This window comes from Stenotrophomonas sp. P5_A9, from assembly GCF_056400525.1.
In genome coordinates this window covers 77,414-95,855 of the sequence record NZ_JBFULC010000006.1, presented here as the reverse complement: position 1 = coordinate 95,855, position 18,442 = coordinate 77,414, and the positions used below count along the sequence as shown (strand labels likewise).

Annotated in this window: 20 protein-coding genes; 10 read left to right on the top strand and 10 right to left on the bottom strand. The window is 67.6% G+C overall.

Features of this window, described 5'->3' with window-relative positions:
- Window positions 1–92: 92 nt before the first annotated feature.
- Window positions 93–1,175 carry a DNA polymerase IV gene (gene dinB / locus AC1DR7_RS03550; RefSeq protein WP_478051067.1) on the bottom strand — a complete coding sequence of 361 codons (1,083 nt, stop codon included), beginning with the start codon at window positions 1,173–1,175 and terminating at the stop codon, window positions 93–95.
- Window positions 1,176–1,418: 243 nt separating this feature from the next.
- On the opposite strand from dinB, the gene fabA reads away from it, so the two are divergent.
- Together fabA and fabB are read left to right on the top strand one after the other, a co-directional pair.
- A complete protein-coding gene (gene fabA / locus AC1DR7_RS03545; protein WP_038690696.1) occupies window positions 1,419–1,934 on the top strand; it encodes a 3-hydroxyacyl-[acyl-carrier-protein] dehydratase FabA in 516 nt (171 codons plus the stop codon).
- A complete protein-coding gene (gene fabB / locus AC1DR7_RS03540) occupies window positions 1,934–3,142 on the top strand; it encodes a beta-ketoacyl-ACP synthase I (protein ID WP_256775160.1) in 1,209 nt (402 codons plus the stop codon). Before fabA ends, fabB begins: the two co-directional genes overlap by 1 nt.
- A 1,277-nt stretch (window positions 3,143–4,419) precedes the next feature.
- Here fabB and AC1DR7_RS03535 read toward each other — a convergent pair.
- From AC1DR7_RS03535 to AC1DR7_RS03525, 3 genes are read right to left on the bottom strand one after another with little or no spacing between them, the layout of a single operon-like run.
- Window positions 4,420–5,097 (bottom strand): HAD family hydrolase, encoded by a 678-nt coding sequence (locus AC1DR7_RS03535; protein WP_457317952.1) that lies wholly within the window; start codon window positions 5,095–5,097, stop codon window positions 4,420–4,422.
- Window positions 5,094–5,798 carry a pseudouridine synthase gene (locus AC1DR7_RS03530; protein ID WP_256775158.1) on the bottom strand — a complete coding sequence of 235 codons (705 nt, stop codon included), beginning with the start codon at window positions 5,796–5,798 and terminating at the stop codon, window positions 5,094–5,096. Before AC1DR7_RS03530 ends, AC1DR7_RS03535 begins: the two co-directional genes overlap by 4 nt.
- Window positions 5,795–6,919 carry a class I SAM-dependent methyltransferase gene (locus AC1DR7_RS03525; protein ID WP_457317953.1) on the bottom strand — a complete coding sequence of 375 codons (1,125 nt, stop codon included), beginning with the start codon at window positions 6,917–6,919 and terminating at the stop codon, window positions 5,795–5,797. Before AC1DR7_RS03525 ends, AC1DR7_RS03530 begins: the two co-directional genes overlap by 4 nt.
- Window positions 6,920–7,071: 152 nt before the next feature.
- Here AC1DR7_RS03525 and AC1DR7_RS03520 point away from each other — a divergent pair, with 152 nt between their 5' ends.
- Window positions 7,072–7,335: a hypothetical protein gene (locus AC1DR7_RS03520; protein WP_478076401.1), complete on the top strand. Its 264-nt coding sequence runs from the start codon at window positions 7,072–7,074 to the stop codon at window positions 7,333–7,335.
- Window positions 7,336–7,393: 58 nt separating this feature from the next.
- On the opposite strand, the gene AC1DR7_RS03515 is transcribed toward AC1DR7_RS03520, so the two are convergent.
- Together AC1DR7_RS03515 and AC1DR7_RS03510 are read right to left on the bottom strand one after the other, a co-directional pair.
- Window positions 7,394–7,684: a DUF3247 family protein gene (locus AC1DR7_RS03515; RefSeq protein WP_457317954.1), complete on the bottom strand. Its 291-nt coding sequence runs from the start codon at window positions 7,682–7,684 to the stop codon at window positions 7,394–7,396.
- A gap of 44 nt (window positions 7,685–7,728) precedes the next feature.
- Entirely contained in the window at window positions 7,729–9,795 is a 2,067-nt protein-coding gene (locus tag AC1DR7_RS03510) for an ATP-binding protein (RefSeq protein ID WP_457317955.1), read from the bottom strand.
- Window positions 9,796–9,969: 174 nt separating this feature from the next.
- On the opposite strand from AC1DR7_RS03510, the gene AC1DR7_RS03505 reads away from it, so the two are divergent.
- The gene (locus tag AC1DR7_RS03505) at window positions 9,970–10,536 is read left to right on the top strand and encodes a DUF3016 domain-containing protein (protein WP_256775153.1); all 567 of its coding nucleotides are present in this window, start codon (window positions 9,970–9,972) and stop codon (window positions 10,534–10,536) included.
- Between the two features lie 75 nt (window positions 10,537–10,611).
- On the opposite strand, the gene alr is transcribed toward AC1DR7_RS03505, so the two are convergent.
- Window positions 10,612–11,685 carry an alanine racemase gene (gene alr / locus AC1DR7_RS03500; RefSeq protein ID WP_256775152.1) on the bottom strand — a complete coding sequence of 358 codons (1,074 nt, stop codon included), beginning with the start codon at window positions 11,683–11,685 and terminating at the stop codon, window positions 10,612–10,614.
- The gene (locus tag AC1DR7_RS03495) at window positions 11,664–12,974 is read right to left on the bottom strand and encodes a D-amino acid dehydrogenase (protein ID WP_457317956.1); all 1,311 of its coding nucleotides are present in this window, start codon (window positions 12,972–12,974) and stop codon (window positions 11,664–11,666) included. Before AC1DR7_RS03495 ends, alr begins: the two co-directional genes overlap by 22 nt.
- A 149-nt stretch (window positions 12,975–13,123) precedes the next feature.
- Here AC1DR7_RS03495 and AC1DR7_RS03490 point away from each other — a divergent pair, with 149 nt between their 5' ends.
- Window positions 13,124–13,603 carry an Lrp/AsnC ligand binding domain-containing protein gene (locus tag AC1DR7_RS03490; RefSeq protein WP_256775150.1) on the top strand — a complete coding sequence of 160 codons (480 nt, stop codon included), beginning with the start codon at window positions 13,124–13,126 and terminating at the stop codon, window positions 13,601–13,603.
- A 72-nt stretch (window positions 13,604–13,675) separates the two neighbouring features.
- Here AC1DR7_RS03490 and AC1DR7_RS03485 read toward each other — a convergent pair whose 3' ends face one another.
- The gene (locus AC1DR7_RS03485) at window positions 13,676–13,849 is read right to left on the bottom strand and encodes a lana protein (protein ID WP_256775149.1); all 174 of its coding nucleotides are present in this window, start codon (window positions 13,847–13,849) and stop codon (window positions 13,676–13,678) included.
- Between the two features lie 229 nt (window positions 13,850–14,078).
- Window positions 14,079–14,501 carry a classical arabinogalactan protein 4 gene (locus tag AC1DR7_RS03480; protein ID WP_457317957.1) on the bottom strand — a complete coding sequence of 141 codons (423 nt, stop codon included), beginning with the start codon at window positions 14,499–14,501 and terminating at the stop codon, window positions 14,079–14,081.
- A 138-nt stretch (window positions 14,502–14,639) separates the two neighbouring features.
- Here AC1DR7_RS03480 and msrB point away from each other — a divergent pair, with 138 nt between their 5' ends.
- The 5 genes from msrB to AC1DR7_RS03455 all read left to right on the top strand — a co-directional run bounded on the left by msrB (window position 14,640) and on the right by AC1DR7_RS03455 (window position 18,284).
- The gene (msrB, locus tag AC1DR7_RS03475; RefSeq protein ID WP_256775147.1) at window positions 14,640–15,107 is read left to right on the top strand and encodes a peptide-methionine (R)-S-oxide reductase MsrB; all 468 of its coding nucleotides are present in this window, start codon (window positions 14,640–14,642) and stop codon (window positions 15,105–15,107) included.
- A 159-nt stretch (window positions 15,108–15,266) separates the two neighbouring features.
- Window positions 15,267–16,121, top strand: a complete 855-nt coding sequence (gene motA, locus AC1DR7_RS03470; protein WP_256775146.1) for a flagellar motor stator protein MotA — start codon at window positions 15,267–15,269, stop codon at window positions 16,119–16,121.
- Window positions 16,122–16,130: 9 nt separating this feature from the next.
- Entirely contained in the window at window positions 16,131–17,075 is a 945-nt protein-coding gene (motB, locus tag AC1DR7_RS03465; RefSeq protein ID WP_478051069.1) for a flagellar motor protein MotB, read from the top strand.
- Between the two features lie 418 nt (window positions 17,076–17,493).
- Complete coding sequence (locus AC1DR7_RS03460) at window positions 17,494–17,994, top strand: hypothetical protein (RefSeq protein WP_457317959.1); 501 nt, start codon at window positions 17,494–17,496, stop codon at window positions 17,992–17,994.
- 14 nt (window positions 17,995–18,008) lie between these two features.
- Window positions 18,009–18,284, top strand: coding sequence for a DUF4031 domain-containing protein (locus AC1DR7_RS03455; RefSeq protein ID WP_457317960.1), 276 nt, complete (start codon window positions 18,009–18,011; stop codon window positions 18,282–18,284).
- The last annotated feature ends 158 nt before the right edge of the window (window positions 18,285–18,442 follow it).

Below are 18,442 nucleotides of genomic sequence, written 5' to 3'. Positions count from 1 at the left end.
ACGCGAGCCTCCAGGGATGGATTCACGGCGTGTCCCGCAGACCCACCCACGCCGCCCAAACCCTCGGCACAAGGACACGACGGCGTCCGAGCTCAATAATCATCCAGATGATCAAACAGCCCCGGCTGGCTCACCGCCTCGCGCTCCCGGAATCCCCCCAATCCCACCCCCACCAACCGATACCGCGTCTCTGCCGGCAGATCCACCCGCGCCCGCAACGCCAGCGCGATATCCCGCAACTCCTCCATCGACTCCGGCGGCGACTCCGGCGTAAAACTGCGCGTGATGATCCGGAACTGCGACGTCTTCAACTTCAGCACCACCGTATGCCCCACCCGCTCGGTCTTACGCGTCGCGTGCCACGTCTTCCCCGCCAGCTCAACGATCGCCGCCTCCAGTGCCTCCAACGGCAGATCCTCGGCGAACGTATCCTCTGACGAAATCGACTGCACCGGCTGGTCCGGCTCCACCGCACGCTCATCGATCCCCCGCGCGCGACTGTACAACCGCGCACCGAATGTCCCGAAGCGGCTCTCCAGCACCTCCAGCGGCAGCGCGCGCAGATCGCCCACCGTCGCGATCCCCAACTCCGCCAGCTTGCCCGCCATCACCTTGCCCACCCCCGGCACCCGGTTCACCGGCAACGGCGTCAAAAACCGCTCCACCCGATGCGGCGGCACCACGAACTGACCGTCCGGCTTGCGCCAGTCCGACGCGATCTTCGCCAGGAACTTGTTCGGCGCTATTCCCGCCGACGCCGTCAGCTGCGTCTCCTCGCGGATCTGCGCACGGATTACCTCGGCAATCTCGGTGGCCACCGTCATCCCGCCCTTGTGCACCGTCACATCCAGGTAGGCCTCATCGAGCGACAGCGGCTCCACCAGATCCGTGTGCCGCAGGAAAATCTCCCGCACCTGCCGGGACACCGCCTTGTAACGCACGAAATCCGGCGGCACGAACACCGCATCCGGACACAACCGCTCCGCACGCAGCGCCGGCATCGCCGAGCGGATCCCGAACACCCGCGCCTCGTACGATGCCGCGCATACCACCGACCGCGCGCCCTTCCACGCCACCACCACCGGCCGCCCGCGCAGCGACGGATCGTCGCGCTGCTCCACCGACGCGTAAAACGCGTCCATGTCCACATGAATGATTTTGCGCAGAACCGACACGGCGGGAAGACTCGGACCTGGAAGCGGATTGCTAGATGAACAAGATTACAGCCACACGCCTGAGTATGGTCTTTTCATAACAACAACATGCGGTTTTCAAGCTGAAAACACTACGCCAGCGTACGGTTAAAACGTTTGATTGAATCGCTTTTCCTCTGCACTCTTGCGCACTTGTATCCCAGCAACATAGCCGACCCACGGCCGGCTTTACCCGATGGCAACTTCTCCAGGATTGCGCTTTCCATGACTCGTCTCCACGCGTTCTCGCGCGAACAACTGCTGGCCAGCGCCCGCGGTGAACTGTTCGGCCCGGGCAGCGGTCGCCTGCCCAACGATCCGATGCTGATGTTCGATCGCATCACCGACATCCGCGACGACGGCGGCCCACACGGCAAGGGACTGGTGCGCGCCGAACTGGATATCCGCCCGGACCTGTGGTTCTTCGGCTGCCATTTCATCGGCGACCCGGTCATGCCCGGCTGCCTCGGCCTGGATGCCATGTGGCAGCTCACCGGCTTCTATCTCACCTGGCTCGGCGCCCCCGGCCGCGGCCGCGCCCTGGGCTGCGGGGAAGTGAAGTTCACCGGACAGGTGCTGCCCGAAGCGAAGCTGGTGAGCTATGAAATCGACATCACCCGCGTCATCAACCGCAAGCTGGTGATGGCCCAGGCCGACGCCCGCATGCTGGTGGACGGCCGTGAAATCTATTCCGCCAAAGACCTCCGCGTAGGTCTGTTCACCTCCACCGAGAACTTCTGATGCGTCGCGTCGTCATTACCGGAATGGGCATCACCTCGTGCCTGGGCAACGATCTGGACACCGTGTCCGCCGCACTGCGTGAAGGCCGTCCCGGCATCCGCAATCTGCCGGACCATGCCGAAGCCGGCCTACGCAGCCACGTCGGCGGCAACATCGAACTGGACCTGGACGCGCAGATCGACCGCAAGCTCAAGCGCTTCATGAGCGATGCCTCGGCCTATGCCTACATCGCCATGCGCGATGCGATCGCCGATGCCGGTCTGGACGCGGCGCAGGTCGCCAACCCGCGCACCGGCCTGATCGCCGGCTCGGGCGGTGGTTCCAGCCAGTGGCAGGTCGAATCGGCCGACATCCTGCGTGCGCGTGGCGTGCGCAAGGTCGGCCCGTACATGGTCCCGCGCACGATGTGCTCCACGGTGTCGGCATGCCTGGCCACCGCGTTCCAGATCAAGGGCCTGAGCTACTCGCTGTCCGCGGCCTGCGCGACCTCCGCCCATTGCATCGGCGCGGCCGCCGACCTGATCCGCCACGGCGCCCAGGACGTGATGTTCGCCGGTGGTGGTGAAGACCTGCACTGGTCGATGAGCGTGATGTTCGACGCCATGGGCGCGCTGTCCACCCGCTTCAACGAGACCCCTGCCTCGGCCTCGCGCCCGTACGACAAGGACCGCGATGGCTTCGTCATCGCCGGTGGTGGCGGCATGCTGGTGCTGGAAGATTACGACCACGCCGTGGCCCGTGGCGCACGCATCTACGCCGAGCTGGTCGGCTACGGTGTCACCTCCGATGGCGCCGACATGGTGGCCCCGTCCGGTGAAGGCGCGGTGCGCTGCATGAACATGGCGATGGCCAACCTGTCCGGCCCGATCGATTACCTCAACACGCACGGCACCTCGACCCCGCTGGGCGATGTCACCGAGCTGAAGGCCGTGCGCGAGGTGTTCGGCGAAGCGATCCCGCCGCTGTCCTCGACCAAGGCGCTGTCCGGCCATTCGCTGGGTGCGGCAAGCGTGCACGAAGCGATCTACTGCCTGCTGATGATGCGCGACGGTTTCATCGCCGGCTCGGCCAACATCGGCGAGCTCGATCCGCTGGTGGAGGGCTTCCCGATCGTGCGCCAGAGCCAGGATGCGCAGTTGAACACGGTGATGTCCAACAGCTTCGGTTTCGGCGGCACCAACGCGGCGCTGGTCTTCGGCCGGGTGTGATGCGCGGTTGATGCAGTGATGAAAAAGCCCGGCCACTGCGCCGGGCTTTTTGCCTTGGGTCCGGCGGTCGTGCTTCGGGCAGGAAAGGCAGCCGAGCATGGCTCGGCTCTACCGAAACGTTCCGCAGCAGGCCACATGACCGGACGCCGTGCGGGCAATCCCGCACCACGCGTGGACGGATCACGCGCCGGCAATCCCGCACCACGTGTGGACGGATCACGCGCCGGTAATCCCGCACCACGCGTGGGCGGATCGCGCGCCGGTAATCCCGCATCACGCGTGGACCGATCACGCGCCGGTAATCCCGCACCACGTGTGGACGGATCACGCGCCGGCAATCGCGCATCACGCGTGGACCGATCACGCGCTGGTAATCCCGCATCACGCGTGACCGGTAGTGCCGAGCCATGCTCGGCAACCGCGCGCAGCGCGGCACACGCACCCGAAGCCAACATTCATCAAACCGCCATCGGCGTTGCCGGCGTAGCTTCTGCCCGTCGCGCTCGGTCCGGCGGTCATGATGCCGGCAGGAAAGGCAGCCGAGCATGGCTCGGCTCTACCGATGCGTGATCAGGCCACCTGACCTGATCACGCGCCGGCAATCCCGCATCACGCGTGGACCGATCACGCGCTGGTAATCCCGCATCACGCGTGACCGGTAGTGCCGAGCCGTGCTCGGCAACCGCGCGCAGCGCGGCACACGCATCCGAAGCCAAGATCCGTCAAACCGCCATCGGCGTTGCCGGCGTAGCATCTGCCCGTCGCGCTCGGTCCGGCGGTCATGATCCCGGCAGGAACAGCAGCCGAGCATGGCTCGGCTCTACCGATGCGTGATCAGGCCACCTGACCTGATCGCGCGCCGGCAATCCCGCACCACGCGTGACCGGTAGTGCCGAGCCATGCTCGGCAACCGCGCGCAGCGCGGCACACGCATCCGAAGCCGCCATCCGTCAAACCGCCACCCGGCGTTGCCGGCGTAGCTTCTGCCCGTCGCGCTCGGTCCGGCGGTCATGATCCCGGCAGGAAAGGCAGCCGAGCATGGCTCGGCTCTACCGATGCGTGATCAGGCCACCTGACCTGATCGCGCGCCGGCAATCCCGCATCACGCGTGACCGGTAGTGCCGAGCCATGCTCGGCAACCGCGCGCAGCGCGGCACACGCATCCGACGCCAACATCCATCAAACCAGCGTCGGCGTTGCCGGCGTAGCTTCTGCCCGTCGCGCTCGGTCCGGCGGTCATGATGCCGGCAGGAAAGGCAGCCGAGCGTGGCTCGGCTCTACCGTAGATGCGGCAGCAGCAGCGCGTGCGCGTCTACCAGCGAACCGACGATGCGGTGGCCCAGCGCGCGCAGTTCCTCGTCGGGATGGACCAGGTCGGGCACCTGGATCGCGGTCATGCCCGCGCCCACCGCCGCGCGGATACCCGCCGGCGAATCTTCCAGCGCCAGGCAGCGCGCTGGCGCCTTGCCCAGTTTCTGCGCAGCCAGCAGGTAGATGTCCGGCGCCGGCTTGGGATGGGCGACGTCGCTGCTGGTCACCACCACGTCGAAGAAATCCAGCAACCCGGACGCCGCCAACTTGCGCGATGCCCGCGGCTGCCGCGTCGAGGTCGCCACCGCGCGCGGCACGTCGTGCTCGCGCAACAGCTGCAGCAGTTCCAGGATGCCCGGCCGCAACGGCAGCCCGGCGTGCGTGCGTTGTTCGTAAAGGTCGTGGCAGCGCGCGAACAGCGCCGCCACCTGGTCCGCATCGATGCGCTCCAGCAGCAGGCATTCGCAGTCGCGATCACCCAGCCCGACCATGCGCAGCCAGAAGCCGTCCTCGAATGGCAGCCCCCGTTCCTGCGCGGCCTGGGACCAGCACTCGACCGACACCCGCTCGCTGTCGATCATCAACCCATCCATGTCGAAGATGACCGCGTCAGGCAGGAACGGCAGCGCAGCGATCTGGCTCATGGCACGTCGAACAGGGTTTCCAGGTCGGCAGCATCCAGCGTGCGCCACTGGCCTTCTTCCAGCCCGTCCAGCGACAACCCACCAATGCGGCTGCGGTGCAGCGCCTCGACATGGTTGCCGACCGCAGCGAACATCCGCCGCGCCTGGTGGTAGCGGCCTTCATGCAGCACCAGCTGCGCCTGGCGCGGGCCGTTCACGTGCAGCTCGGCCGGCAGCAGCGGCTTGTCGTCCGATTCCAGCAACAGGCCGCCACTGGCAAAGCGCGCGGTTTCATCGCCGCGCAGGTCTTCGGCCAAGGTCACCTCATAGGCCTTGTCCAGGCGTGATTTGGGCGACACGATCCGGTGCAGCAGCGCGCCGTCGTCGGTCATCAGCAGCATGCCGCTGGTGTCCCGGTCCAGCCGGCCCACCGAGGACAGCACCGGCGCGCGCTCGCGATACCGCGGCGGCAGCAGGTCGTAGATCAACCGACCCTTGTCCTTGGTCGAACAGGTGTAACCGCGCGGCTTGTGCAGCATCAGGGTCAGCCCCTGCGGGGGGTCCAGCGGCTCGCCCTCGACCCGGATCGCCTCGTGCGCGATCACGTCATCGGCATACAGCACCTCGCCGTCGGCATCGGTGACCAGGCCGGCGCGGAACATCCCCTGCACCTGCTTGCGGCTGCCATAGCCGAGGTTGGCCAGAAGCTTGACCAGTTTCATGCACGGTCCCAGTTGCGGCCGCGCGGGCTGTCCTTGACCCGGGTCGGCTCGCGGGTGCGGCCGGTGTCCTTGGCCTTGGTCGCCTGGATCAGCTTGAAGCCGTCACGTTCGGCGGCCACGCGGACCTGGCCGAAGCTGTCGTTGAGGATCTGCTCGTACGGCAGGTGGCGGTTGGCCACCAGCCACATCCGCCCACCCGGGCGCAGCGCCTGCGCGGCCACGGCGATGAAACGCTGGCCGATGTCGGGGCGGTCGGCACGCGACGGAGTGTGGAACGGCGGGTTGGTGACGATGAAGTCGTACTGGCCTTCGATGCCGGCGGTGACGTCCTGCCAGTGGTAGGCCAGCGCCGCGGGCTTGTTCAGCGCGCACAGGTTCTCGCGCGCCAGCGCCAGGGCGCGGCCTTCGGCCTCGAACAGGTCCAGCCCGGTCACGCCCGGGCAGCGCGCCAGCACTTCAGCCGACAGGTAGCCAAAGCCGGCGCCCAGGTCGGCGCCTCGGCCGGCCAGGTCGGCCGGCAGCTGCTCCACCAGCAGCGCCGAGGCCGGGTCGATGCGGTCCCAGGCGAAGATGCCCGGACGGCTCTGGAAGCGGCCGCCCAGGATCGCCCGCGGCGCGTCCAGGGTCGCCCAGCGCTGGGCCAGCGCGGCGTCGTGCTGGCCGTTCAGCGGCGCGGTCCAGTAGGCGCGGCAGTGGTTCTTGGTCAGCTTGCCGCCCAGGCCGGCCAGCTCCTGCAGGTCGCCTTCACCGGAGCGCGCGCCTTCATTGTTGTGCTGGCAGGCCACCACCACGCCACCCGGCGCGGTCAGGGCCAGCGCCCGGGCGAACAGGGCCCGGGCTTCCTCGCGCTGGCGCGGCGGCAACACCAGCACCACGGCGTAGCGGGTGGTGTCGCTGGCCAGCTGCTGCTCGTCGCGCACGGTCCAGCCGCTGGCTTCCAGCGCGTCGGCGAACGGTCGGAAGCTCTGCTCGCAGACCAGCTGGCCCGGCTGGGCATGTTCGCGCAGCGGCCAGCCATCGCGGGCGCGCAGGAACAGCACCGGGCCGGCGGGCCAGGACAGCACGCCACTGGCGAACGGCAGGAACAGGGTTTCCAGGGGAGCGTCGTGCTGGGCAGCCATCGGGAGGCACATCTTGAAAGGAGACGGCCATTCTACCGGTTCGCCCGGATCGGCCCCGCCCCGGGCCGATTTGCGTTTATTCAACGCCGCGTTGATCCCCTGCCAACATCCCAACCGTCAGGGTGGAGGCTCACTTGCGATGGAGATGGCTCATGCGTGYATTGTTTGTCGGTGGCGTAGTCGACAACAGCGAGATGGACATGGAGGGCGCGCAGCCGCCAGTGCATTACCCGCAGGACAGCGGCGGCGGCCACTCGCGCTACCGCCTGCACCAGGTGGGCAAGCAGGCCGACGGCAGCGTGGCCTATGCGGTATACGGCGCGCCGGACATGGCCGATGACGAGGTGGCGCGGGTGGCCGACGAACGCGCTTACGCCCGCCGGTTCGAGGCCGAGCCGGAGGTGTTCCAGCACTGAGCCGGCCCGTCTGATCCGGCGTATTCGAGCCGGATCAGCCCAGGCAGCTTGCCGCCCGTCATTCCACCGGCGGCAACTGCCGGATCGCGGCGATCCGGTCCAGCCACACCAGGTGCTGCTGCACCGGGGCATCCAGGTCGTCCAGACGCAGCTGGCCGTTGCTGCCCTCGTTCTCGTCGGCGTCGCGGTACTGCTGAAGCGTCGGCTGCACCGCGACCGTGCCCAGCACGCGGCTGCCATCGTCGAGGGTCACTTCGACCCGGGTTTGACCGTGCAGCTGCGGCAACAGTGCTTCAAGGGCGGCGATCCGCGCCGGATCGGTGTGGATGGTGGGGGCATAACGGGACATGTGGACTCCTGTGGCGTACCCGGTCGATTGTGGGCATGCCGCCGTCAACGGTCCGGCAAAGCACGTCGCTGGTTGCCGAGCACGCTGCGCACGGCCGAGACCAGTTGGGCCACCGAATACGGCTTGGCCACGTGCTCCTGGAAGCCCGAGGCCAATGCGCGCTTGCGGTCATCGGCGCGGGCCAGCGCCGTCACCGCCACGGCGGGCAACGCGTCCGCTTCCACGCCGATGTCTTCGCGCAGGGTCCGCACCAGGCCGTAACCGTCCATGCCGGGCATGCCGATATCGGTCAGCAGCACGTCGATGCCGGTGTGGCCGCCCTGGTCGAGCAGCGCCAGAGCTTCACCGGCCGAAGTCGCTGCGGTGACTTCCGCGCCCTGCTCCTCCAACAGCCGGCGCAGGTACTCCAGCACTTCGGGTTGGTCTTCCACCGCCAGCAGGCGCAGGCCCTTGAGCGGATACGGCTCGATGATCTGTTCGCCGATCGGCCCGCTGAATACCTCGCGCAGCGGGCGACCATCGGCCTGCGGCTGGTAGTGCGGCAAGCGCACGGTGAACGTGGCGCCGTGGCCAGGGCCTTCGCTGGCGGCCGACACCGCGCCGCCGTGCAGTTCAACCAGCTGTTGGGCGATCGCCAGCCCCAGTCCCAGCCCACCATGACGCCGCGTGGTGGTGCCATCGGCCTGGCGGAAGCGGCTGAACAGGTGACGCAGGAATTCCGGGGCGATGCCGTCACCGGAGTCGGCCACGCTGATCGACCAGTGGCCGCCATCGGCGCGCAGGGTCACCGTGACGGTGCCCTCGGCCGGGGTGAACTTGATCGCATTGGAGAGCAGGTTCCACAGCACCTGCTGCAGCCGGGTGGCATCGCCCAGCACCAGCGCCGGTTCCTCGGGCAGCACCAGGCTCATCTCCAGTGCCTTGCCCTCGGCGACCAGCTCCTGGGCACCCATCGCCTCGGTCAGCTGGGCGCGCAGGTCCAGCACTTCCACTTCCAGCTGGACCTTACCCAGCAGCATGCTGCTGAGGTCGAGCATGTCCGAGATCAGGCGCTTCTGCGCCATCGCGCTGTTGGCAATGACGCCCAGGCCCTTGAACAGCGGGCTGGTGTTGTCCACCCGCTGCAGCAGCAGTTCGCTCCAGCCCAGGATGGTGGTCAGCGGGGTACGCAGTTCGTGCGACAGCGTGGCCAGGAACTCGTCCTTCAACCGCGCCATGTTCTCGGCGGCACTGCGTGCGGCGCGCTCGGACTGCAGCAGCTCCTCGCGTGCCATCTCGATTTCGCGGCGCTCGGTCACATCCGGGCTGCTGCCGGCCAGGCCGATGAACCGGCCCATCCGCGAGAAGCGCGGACGCGCGTTCATTTCCAGCCAGCGCCACTGCCCATCCGCGCGGCGGCCGCGTACCAGCGCGTGCATCGAGCGCTGCGCTTTCAGCGCTTCCTGCAGTTCGTAGTCGAACACCGACGCATCGTCGGGATGCACCAGGCCCTGCCAGACCGCTTCGGGTACGCGCTCGTCGCCACCGAAGAACTCGGTGAACGCGCTGTTGACGAACCGGGCGTGGCCCAGCTCGTCCAGCACCCACACCGGCATCGGCAACCCGTCGGCCAGGGCACTGAAACGCGCTTCGCTTTCGGCCAGTTCCACTTCGATCTGCTTGCGGCTGGTGATGTCGAAGAACACCACCGCCACCTGGTTGTCGCCCGGGGCGCCGACGCGCACCGCTTCGACCGAATACCAGCGTCCCAGCGCACGCGCTTCCTGCTCGAACTGCTGGGGTTGGCCGGTCGCGGCAACCTCACCATAGACCTCGAACCATTCGGTTTCGTGCCCCGGCACCACCTCGGTGACGCGCTGCCCAAGTACGCCGATCAGCCCTGTATTTCGCTCGAACGCCTCGTTGAACTCCAAAAACCGGTAATCGACGGCGATCTTGTCCTCAAACAACACCTCGATCACGCAGAAGCCGGCATTCATCTGCTCCAGCATGCTCCGGTACAGGCCGGAATCTGCCGCAGGCGTCATGAAAGGGGAACGTTCAAGGGTGGAAGTGGGCAGGCTGGACAAAGGCGTCAATGGGGCAACTGGCGAAACGGAGGTATACAGCATCTTCCAGACCGCGTATTCGTAGCGTCAAGCGCGGGGTCAGGCGGGTTCGGGTTCTGACGTAGGTGAATTCGCGGCAACCGGGGGCTGCGGCAGGGGGCGTGTCGATTGTCCCACCCGGCGAACAGGAACACACTCAAGCCCGGATCCGTCTGTGATCGTGATCGAGGAGTCGCCATGAACCGCAAACCTTTGGTAGCCGGACTGTTGACCTGCCTGCTGGTGATCGGCTGCGCCAGCGCGGCCCCGCGTTCGGTCACCGATCCCCAGGCACCGCGTGCCTTGAGCGGCGATGGCCCGGTCAAGGTCAGCTGGACCGACCCGGCCCAGTTCACCGAAATCCGCCAGAGCAGCAACCGCTTCGAGGCCGAGCGCGGCGACTGGGTGCAGCAGTTGGCGCAGTACGCGCAGAAGACCGCCGGCAAGCAGTTGCAGCCAGGGCAGACCCTGGAGGTGACCATCACCGACATCAAGCGCGCCGGCGACTACGAGCCCTGGCACGGACCGCGCGGCACCGATATCCGCATCCTGCGCGACGTCTACCCGCCGCGGATCACGCTCAGCTATACCCTGCGTGACGCCCAGGGCCAGGTGCTGGCCGAGGCCGAGCGCAAGCTGTCCGACACCGGCTACCTGCACAACATCGGCATGCAGCGCGATACCGATCCGCTGCGCTACGAGAAGCGGCTGCTGGACGACTGGGCCCAGCGCGACCTGCGCGCCCCGGCCACCGCCAGCAACTGACCCGGATTGCGTAACGCCACGCCATGCGTGGCACTGACGGTGCCCAGCCACGCAGGGCGTGGCTCTACCCGGTTCTCACCCTTGCAGGACGTGCGGCACCCGTTTGACCGCACACGGCAGCTGGTACGCACTGACCCCGCACAGCGGCGCCAGCACATCCAAACGCGGCGATTGGCCCCACAAGGTGACGGTGCTGCCCACCCCGGCCTGCGGCAGGTCGGTGATATCCACGGTGAGCATGTCCATCGATACCCGCCCGATCAGCGTGGCCGCGTGGCCGTCGATCACCACCGGCGTGCCATTGGGCGCGAACTGCGGGTAGCCATCGGCATAACCGAGCGCCACCACGCCCACCCGGGTCGGACGCTGCGCAACGAAGCGCGCGCCATAGCCGACCGGCTCGCCGATACCGATCTCGCGCACGGCGAAGATCTTCGACTGCATGGTCATCACCGGGCGCAGGCGCTCGGTCAACGTCGAGTGCGTGGGCAACGGATTGGCCCCGTACAGCATCAGGCCCGGGCGCACCCAGTCGCTGCGCACGTCCGGCCAGCCCAGCAGCGCCGGTGAGTTGCACAGGCTTGTTTCGCCCGCCAGGCCTTCGATCGCCGCGGCGAAGGTGTCGGCCTGCTCGCGGGTACGCGGGCTGTCCAGTTCATCGGCACGCGCCATGTGGCTCATCAGCACCATCGGCCCGACCTGCGGCAGCGCGCTCAGGCGCGCGTGCGCGGTGCGGAAATCGGCCGGCGACAGGCCGAGACGATGCATGCCGCTGTCCAGCTTCAGCCAGATATGCAGCGTGGCATCGGTGTCGAACGCGGCCACCGCATCGACCTGCCACGGCGCACCGACGGCGAACCACAGGTTGTGCTGCACGATCAGCGGCAGCTCGTCGGCATCGAAGAACCCTTCCAGCAGCACGATCGGCGTGGTAATGCCGGCTTGGCGCAGTTCCAGCGCCTCTTCGATGCAGGCCACGCCGAACGCGTCGGCCTCGCCCTGCAGCGCGCGCGCGCACGCGATGGCACCGTGCCCGTAGGCATCGGCCTTGATCGCGGCCAGCGTCTTGCGGCCACCACCGAGGTCACGGGCGAGGCGGAAATTGGCGCGCAACGCGTCCAGGTCGATCAACGCGCGGGCTGGGCGCATGCTTTGGGCTCACTATGAACAACGGATGCGGCGGTATGGCCGTAACGGAAGATATCCAGGCCTTCGGTGCTGATCTGCGGCTGACGCGCGCTCATCAGGTCGGCCAGGTAACGGCCCGAACCGCAGGCCATGGTCCAGCCCAACGTGCCGTGGCCGGTGTTGAGGAACAGGTTGCGGTACGGGGTGGCGCCGATCACCGGCGTGCCATCGGGGGTGGCCGGGCGCAGCCCGGTCCAGAACTCGGCGCGCGACAGGTCGCCGCCGTGCGGGTACAGATCGCCCACCACCTTTTCCAGGGTGGCGCGGCGGCGCGGCGACAGCGACAGGTCGAACCCGACCACTTCGGCCATGCCACCGACGCGGATGCGGTCGTCGAAGCGGGTGACGGCCACCTTGTAGCTTTCGTCCAGGATGGTCGAGGTCGGCGCCATTGCCGCGTCGGTGATCGGCAGGGTCAGCGAGTAGCCCTTGAGCGGGTACACCGGCAGGCGCAGGCCCAGCGGGTCCACCAGCGAGGGCGAATAGCTGCCGAGCGCGACCACGTAGCGGTCGGCGGTTTCCAGCTTGCCGTCGATGCGCACCCCGGTGATGCGGTCACCATCGGTCTGCAGGCCGGCGATGTCCTGGTCGAAGCGGAACTCAACCCCGGCATCGACGCACATCTGCGCCAGGCGACGGGTGAACAGCTGGCAGTCGCCGGTCTGGTCGCGCGGCAACCACAGCGCGCCGACCAGTTTGTCGGCCACCCCGGCCAGCGCCGGCTCGTGGGCGATGATGCCCTCGCGGTCGAGCACCTTGTAGGGCACGCCGTACTGGGCCAGCACTTCGATGTCCTGCGCCGAGGCGTCCAGCTGCTGTTGGGTGCGGAACAGCTGGGTGGTGCCCAGGTCGCGGCCTTCGAATTCGATGCCGGTCTCGCGGCGCAGCTCGTTCAGGCAGTCGCGGCTGTATTCGGACATGCGCACCATGCGCGCCTTGTTGATCGCGTAGCGCTCGTGGGTGCAGTTGCGCAGCATCTGCGCCAGCCACGCGTACTGGCGCCAATCCAGGCCGGGCCGGATCGCCAGCGGGGCGTGTTCGGAGAACAACCACTTGACCGCCTTCAGCGGCACGCCGGGGGCGGCCCACGGCGAGGTGTACCCGAACGACAGCTGGCCGGCGTTGGCGAAACTGGTTTCCAGCGCCGGACCGGGCTGGCGGTCCACGACCGTGACTTCAAACCCGGCCTGCCGCAGGTACCAGGCACTGGTGGTGCCGATGACGCCGCTGCCAAGGACTAGAACGCGCATGCTGCTTCTCCAACCCGATCATTCCCTGCACTGGAGCGTGCCGGGACCATATTTACGGAAGTATATTCCGGCCAAACCCAGCTTTTCGCCTGTTTTTAGCAGCGATGGCAGGGTATTGTCCTGCCAACCCCCATGCCTGGATGACGCCAATGGCCGTGCGCCCCCGCGAGCTGGACAAGATCGACCGCAAGATCCTGCGCATCCTGCAGGCCGAGGGCCGGATCTCCTTCACCGAGCTGGGCGAACGGGTCGGCCTGTCGACCACGCCCTGCACCGAGCGGGTACGCCGCCTGGAGCGCGATGGCGCCATCACCGGCTACTACGCCAAGCTCGATCCGCACTACCTCAAGGCCAGCCTGCTGGTGTTCGTGGAGATCAGCCTGGCCTACAAGTCCGGCGACATTTTCGAGGAGTTCCGGCGCGCCGCGTTGAAGTTGCCCAACGTGCTGGAATGCCACCTGGTCTCGGGCGATTTCGACTACCTGCTCAAGGCCCGCATCAGCGAGATGGCGTCCTACCGCAAGCTGCTCGGCAGCACGCTGCTGACCTTGCCGCACGTGCGCGAATCCAAGAGCTACATCGTGATGGAAGAGGTCAAGGAAACGTTGATGTTGCCGATTCCGGATTGAGTTGGGCGGCCACCAAACGCGAAAGGCGGCGCGCTTGCGCGCACCGCCTCGGGTCGTGGAATGACGCGCGCGTCAGCGCTGCTGTTTGGAACCGGGGCTGCGCTGGTCCGGCTGCTTGCCGCCCTTCTGGTTCTGCTGGTCCCACTGCTGCTGGTTCTGCTGGCCGGCCTTCTGGTGCTGCTGCTGACTGCCCTGCTGTTCCTGCTGCGGCATCTTCCCGCCCTTCTGGTTCTGCTGGTTGGTCATGATTGCACTCTTCTGAAAAACCTTGGAATACGCCGCATTCCGGCGCACGCACAGGGTTCCGGAAAAACGGTTAATCGCAGGCGAAAAAACAGTGAGCGCAATCGTTGACGCACATGACTGCGGGGCGCGGTTGTGGAGCGTTCATCGATGGCGCGCTGCGCGTGAGGTCATGCTGGCATCGAACGCCGCATCGCTACGGCAGTCGACCGTGGGTCGTCCTTACCGCCAGTTACGGCTTGATCTGCTGGCCGTTGCCGCTGGGGATGGCGTCGTAATACCGGCCGGTACGGGTATCGAGCACGCGGTTGGGGCCGACCTGCTTGGCACCGGGAATGATGCGGCCGTGGCGGTCGTACACCTTGGGCTGCAGGGTCGGGCCCTGGATCGGCTGGGCCGGGCCGTCGCCCTGGGCCTGGATCGGATGAGTCCGCAGCTGCTGCTGGACCTGGCTGTCGGACTTCACCGGCGCCATCTGCCCGGACAGGCTGTCGACCGGGGCCGGACGCACCGGCGTGGGCAGCGGCGTGGGGCTGGGCTGGGTGACCACCACGGGGCGGGTCTTGGTCGGGCTCGGCGGCGGCCCGATCTGCGCCATGGCCGCGGCCGGCAACAGCACCAGCAGCGCAGCGGCGAGGCAGGGGTGGCGGGACATGGCAGGCTCCGGCGGGGATCAGGACTCCACCTTGCACCCACGCGGGTATCAGCACCATGAACATCGCCGATCAAGGCCGCGCGGGTTGAAGCGCCCGCCGCCGGCCCAATCTTGAACCCACCCCCGCGAGGAACCGCCATGACCGCCTTCGATCTCTCTCCCCCCAGCGACGCCCAGCGCCAGGCCCTGGTGGCCGGTCTCAGCGCCGATGAGCGCCGGGTGCTGCTCCAGCACGGCACCGAGGCGCCTTACTGCGGCGTGTTCCTGGACAACAAGCAGGACGGCGTCTATGGCTGCCGCCTGTGCGGGCTGCCGCTGTTCCGTTCCAGCACCAAGTTCGACTCCGGGACCGGCTGGCCGAGCTTCTTCGCCCCGTTCGACCCGGCGCATGTGCGCGAGATCCGCGACATCAGCCACGGCATGATCCGTACCGAGATCGTCTGCGCGCGATGTGACAGCCATCTCGGCCATGTGTTCCCCGATGGTCCACCACCGACCCACGAGCGGCATTGCCTGAATTCGGTCTCGCTGTCGTTCACCCCCAATGGCGAACCCTACCCGGACCCATTGCAGCGCGGCGGCGCCGAAGCCCAGCCCGCGGGTTGACGTCGCGGGCGGCGGACTGAAGCGACCGGCTCGGACCGGTGGGTGCGGGCCGCAGGTCCGCACATCGGCGTCGCAAAAGTGTGACATCGAACAAACGCCCCCTTCAGAAAACCGGGGGACGGGCCGACATGGAGGTATCCCCTACTCCGCGCCGGCCCCATGCTCATCTTCGTTGGATTCCTCATCGTCATCATCAGCGTGCTCGGCGGCTACCTCGGCGCGCACGGCAAGCTGGCCGCCCTGTGGCAACCGTACGAACTGGTCATCATCGGCGGCGCGGCGCTGGGCGCGTTTCTGGTGGGGACCCCGGTCAAGACCGTCAAGCAGACCCTGCAGGCCACCATCGGCGTGTTCAAGGGCCCGGCCTACAAGCAGCAGGACTACATCGACGTCCTGAGCCTGCTCTACGAACTGCTCAACAAGGCCCGCCGCGAGGGCTTCATGGCGCTGGAAGACCATGTCGAGCGCCCGGCCGAAAGCAGCATCTTCGCCAACTACCCCAAGGTGCAGGCCGACCACCACCTGGTCGACTTCATCACCGATTGCCTGCGCCTGATGATCGGCAGCAACATCGAACCGCACGAGCTGGAGCCGCTGCTGGAGATGGAGCTGGAAAAGCACCACGCCGAAGCCATGCAGCCCTCGGCGGTGCTGAACAAGGTGTCCGACGGCCTGCCCGGTTTCGGCATCGTGGCCGCGGTGCTGGGCATCGTGATCACCATGGGCTCGATCGGCGGTGAGATCACCGAGGTCGGCGCGCACGTGGCCGGCGCGCTGGTCGGTACCTTCCTGGGCATCCTGCTGGCCTACGGCTTCGTCAGCCCGCTGGCCGCGGCCGTGGAAGCGCGCGCCGAACAGGACAGCCGTATCTACGAGTCGGTCAAGACCGCCCTGCTGGCCTGCCTGCGCGGCTACAACCCGAAGATCGCCCTCGAATTCGCCCGCAAGACCCTGCCCTCGAACGTGCGCCCGGGTTTCAGCGAATTCGAACAGCACCTCAAGACGGTCAAGTAAGGCACCGCCATGGCCGAGAACAAACCCACCGTCATCGTCCGCCGGGTCAGGAAGGCCGGCCACGCCGCCCATCATGGCGGCGCCTGGAAGGTTGCCTACGCCGACTTCGTCACCGCGATGATGGCCTTCTTCCTGGTGCTGTGGCTGATGGCGGCCACCACCAAGCCCGAGCGCGCGGCCATTTCCGAGTACTTCCGCAACCCCAGCCCGCTGGCGGGGCAGAGTCCGACTGCCGCGCCAGGCATGGCCGGTCCCGGCGGCGCCAGCACCTCGATGATCAAACTGGGCGGGGCCACCGACATTTCGAGGGGCAACAGCAACGACCCGTTCCAGAACCAGCAGGCGGCCAAGCCGGTGCCGCAGACCGAGCGCGAGCGCGAGAAGCAGCAGCTGGAGGCGCTCAAGCAGGAACTGGAAGAAGCGATCAGCAAAAGCCAGGCGCTGGAACCGTTCAAGGACCAGTTGCTGCTGGACCTCACCCCGGAAGGCCTGCGCATCCAGATCGTGGACAAGCAGAACCGGCCGATGTTCGACATGGGCAGCGCCGCGCTCAAGCCGTACACGCGCGACATCCTGCGCGAGCTGTCGCAGTTCATCAACCACGTGCCGAACCGGATCAGCATCACCGGCCACACCGACACCACCGCCTACAACGCCGTGCACGGCTACAGCAACTGGGAACTCAGCGCCGACCGCGCCAACGCGGCCCGTCGCGCCCTGCTCGACGGTGGCATGACCGAGGAGAAGGTGACCCGCGTGGTCGGGCTGTCCTCCTCGGTGTTGTTCGACAAGACCCAGCCGGACAATCCGATCAACCGCCGCATCAGCATCGTGGTGATGACCAAGGCCGCCGAAGCCGCTGCGTTGGCCGGTGCCGGACAGGAACTGGCGCTGTCGCCGACCGCTGCCGACCCGGACATCCAGGCGGCGCAGGCACCGGCGGGGTCACCCTGACGGAAGGAAGCCGGGCGTGGGCAGCTGGTCAGCCGTTCGGATGGACGGCGGGCCGGTCGGACGCCCGAATGGTCGGGCCATGCACGCCTGGCGCTGTTGGCGCCGCACGACCGGACGAGAAGTACGTGCCTTGGTAGGTCGCGCCCCGGCCGACTGCACGCAGGTGGGCAACGTTCGATGTGGCATGACCCTCAACGCAGCTGCCGGTTCCGGGCGCCATATCGTTTCGAGGTCATGCGTTCCCGGGCGTGGGCGGTCCATCGGCAGTCGGCTGCGACCCGACCCTACCGGCGGGTCCTGCGTGGGCGGGCCGTCCGCGCCGCGCGTGCCTGTGTGGAGCCTGTCCGCAGGGACGGGCCGACGGCAGCGGCCAACCCCATTACAATGGCGGTCTTTCCCTGTGTAGATAGACGCCACCATGTCCAAGCAGTCCAAGGCCAAGCGCGACAAGCGCAAGAAGCAGCAGCCCAAGCGCCCGATCAACCGCCTCAACGCCCAGCAGCCGGTGCAGAACCATGCCGTGCTGACCAACGAAGAGGGTCAGGTCGTCGCCGCGATCGGCCTGCAGGGCACCGAATGGCTGCTGGCCATCGGCGGCCAGACCATGGGCAACGCCGACAACCCGGTGCCGATGCTGGCCATGCTCAAGCACCTGTCCAACGTGCAGGAAAAGGAAGGCCGCAAGGTCAACCTGGAATACTCGAGCCAGCTGCAGCAGCTGATCGATGACCTGGCCGCCGACGAAGGCAAGACCGCCGACGAGTACCTGGCCCAGCTGGTCTCCGAGTTCGAAGGCGTGGAAGGCGAAGAAGGCGACGACGCCGAAGACGCCGAAGACGCGCAGATCGTGGACGAGGCCGGCACCGACGCCGCAGCCGAAACCGCCCCGGCCGCCAGCGACGACAAGCCGCAGGCCTGAGCCACGGCAATCCGGTGACGGTCTATATCGACGATGCGGTCCATCCCTGGCGCGGCGAGCGCTGGGCGCATCTGATGGCCGACACCCTGCCCGAGCTGCACGCCATGGCGGCGCAGCTCGGGATTCCCCGCCGGGCGTTCCAGAACCGACCCAGCGGCGCCCACTACGACGTGCCCGCCCCGCTGCGTGCCCACGCCATCGAACTGGGCGCGCAAGCCATCTCGCGGCACACCGACCGCGCGCTGGTCAAAGCAGTCATCGCCAACGCGCGCACGCAATACCAGCCGTAGTGCCGGCCGCTGGCCGGCAACCTCATGAACCTGCCAGCGCACGCTGCGTGCCGGCCGCTGGCCTGCAACCTCATGAACCTCTCAGCGCACGCCGCGTGCCGGCCGCTGGCCGGCAACCTCATGAACCTCTCAGCGCAGGCTGCGCGCCGGCCATTGGC

Bases quoted from the DNA above. Each gene is read 5' to 3' on its own strand.
- msrB (WP_256775147.1), top strand. From the start codon at position 14,640: ATGACCGCCTTCGATCTCTCTCCCCCCAGCGACGCCCAGCGCCAGGCC.
- fabA (WP_038690696.1), top strand. From the start codon at position 1,419: ATGACTCGTCTCCACGCGTTCTCGCGCGAACAACTGCTGGCCAGCGCC.
- AC1DR7_RS03485 (WP_256775149.1), bottom strand. From the start codon at position 13,849: ATGACCAACCAGCAGAACCAGAAGGGCGGGAAGATGCCGCAGCAGGAA.
- fabB (WP_256775160.1), top strand. From the start codon at position 1,934: ATGCGTCGCGTCGTCATTACCGGAATGGGCATCACCTCGTGCCTGGGC.
- AC1DR7_RS03505 (WP_256775153.1), top strand. From the start codon at position 9,970: ATGAACCGCAAACCTTTGGTAGCCGGACTGTTGACCTGCCTGCTGGTG.
- AC1DR7_RS03525 (WP_457317953.1), bottom strand. From the start codon at position 6,919: ATGGCTGCCCAGCACGACGCTCCCCTGGAAACCCTGTTCCTGCCGTTC.
- AC1DR7_RS03480 (WP_457317957.1), bottom strand. From the start codon at position 14,501: ATGTCCCGCCACCCCTGCCTCGCCGCTGCGCTGCTGGTGCTGTTGCCG.
- AC1DR7_RS03490 (WP_256775150.1), top strand. From the start codon at position 13,124: ATGGCCGTGCGCCCCCGCGAGCTGGACAAGATCGACCGCAAGATCCTG.
- AC1DR7_RS03460 (WP_457317959.1), top strand. From the start codon at position 17,494: ATGTCCAAGCAGTCCAAGGCCAAGCGCGACAAGCGCAAGAAGCAGCAG.
- AC1DR7_RS03530 (WP_256775158.1), bottom strand. From the start codon at position 5,798: ATGAAACTGGTCAAGCTTCTGGCCAACCTCGGCTATGGCAGCCGCAAG.
- AC1DR7_RS03495 (WP_457317956.1), bottom strand. From the start codon at position 12,974: ATGCGCGTTCTAGTCCTTGGCAGCGGCGTCATCGGCACCACCAGTGCC.
- AC1DR7_RS03515 (WP_457317954.1), bottom strand. From the start codon at position 7,684: ATGTCCCGTTATGCCCCCACCATCCACACCGATCCGGCGCGGATCGCC.
- motB (WP_478051069.1), top strand. From the start codon at position 16,131: ATGGCCGAGAACAAACCCACCGTCATCGTCCGCCGGGTCAGGAAGGCC.
- alr (WP_256775152.1), bottom strand. From the start codon at position 11,685: ATGCGCCCAGCCCGCGCGTTGATCGACCTGGACGCGTTGCGCGCCAAT.
- AC1DR7_RS03535 (WP_457317952.1), bottom strand. From the start codon at position 5,097: ATGAGCCAGATCGCTGCGCTGCCGTTCCTGCCTGACGCGGTCATCTTC.
- motA (WP_256775146.1), top strand. From the start codon at position 15,267: ATGCTCATCTTCGTTGGATTCCTCATCGTCATCATCAGCGTGCTCGGC.
- AC1DR7_RS03510 (WP_457317955.1), bottom strand. From the start codon at position 9,795: ATGCTGTATACCTCCGTTTCGCCAGTTGCCCCATTGACGCCTTTGTCC.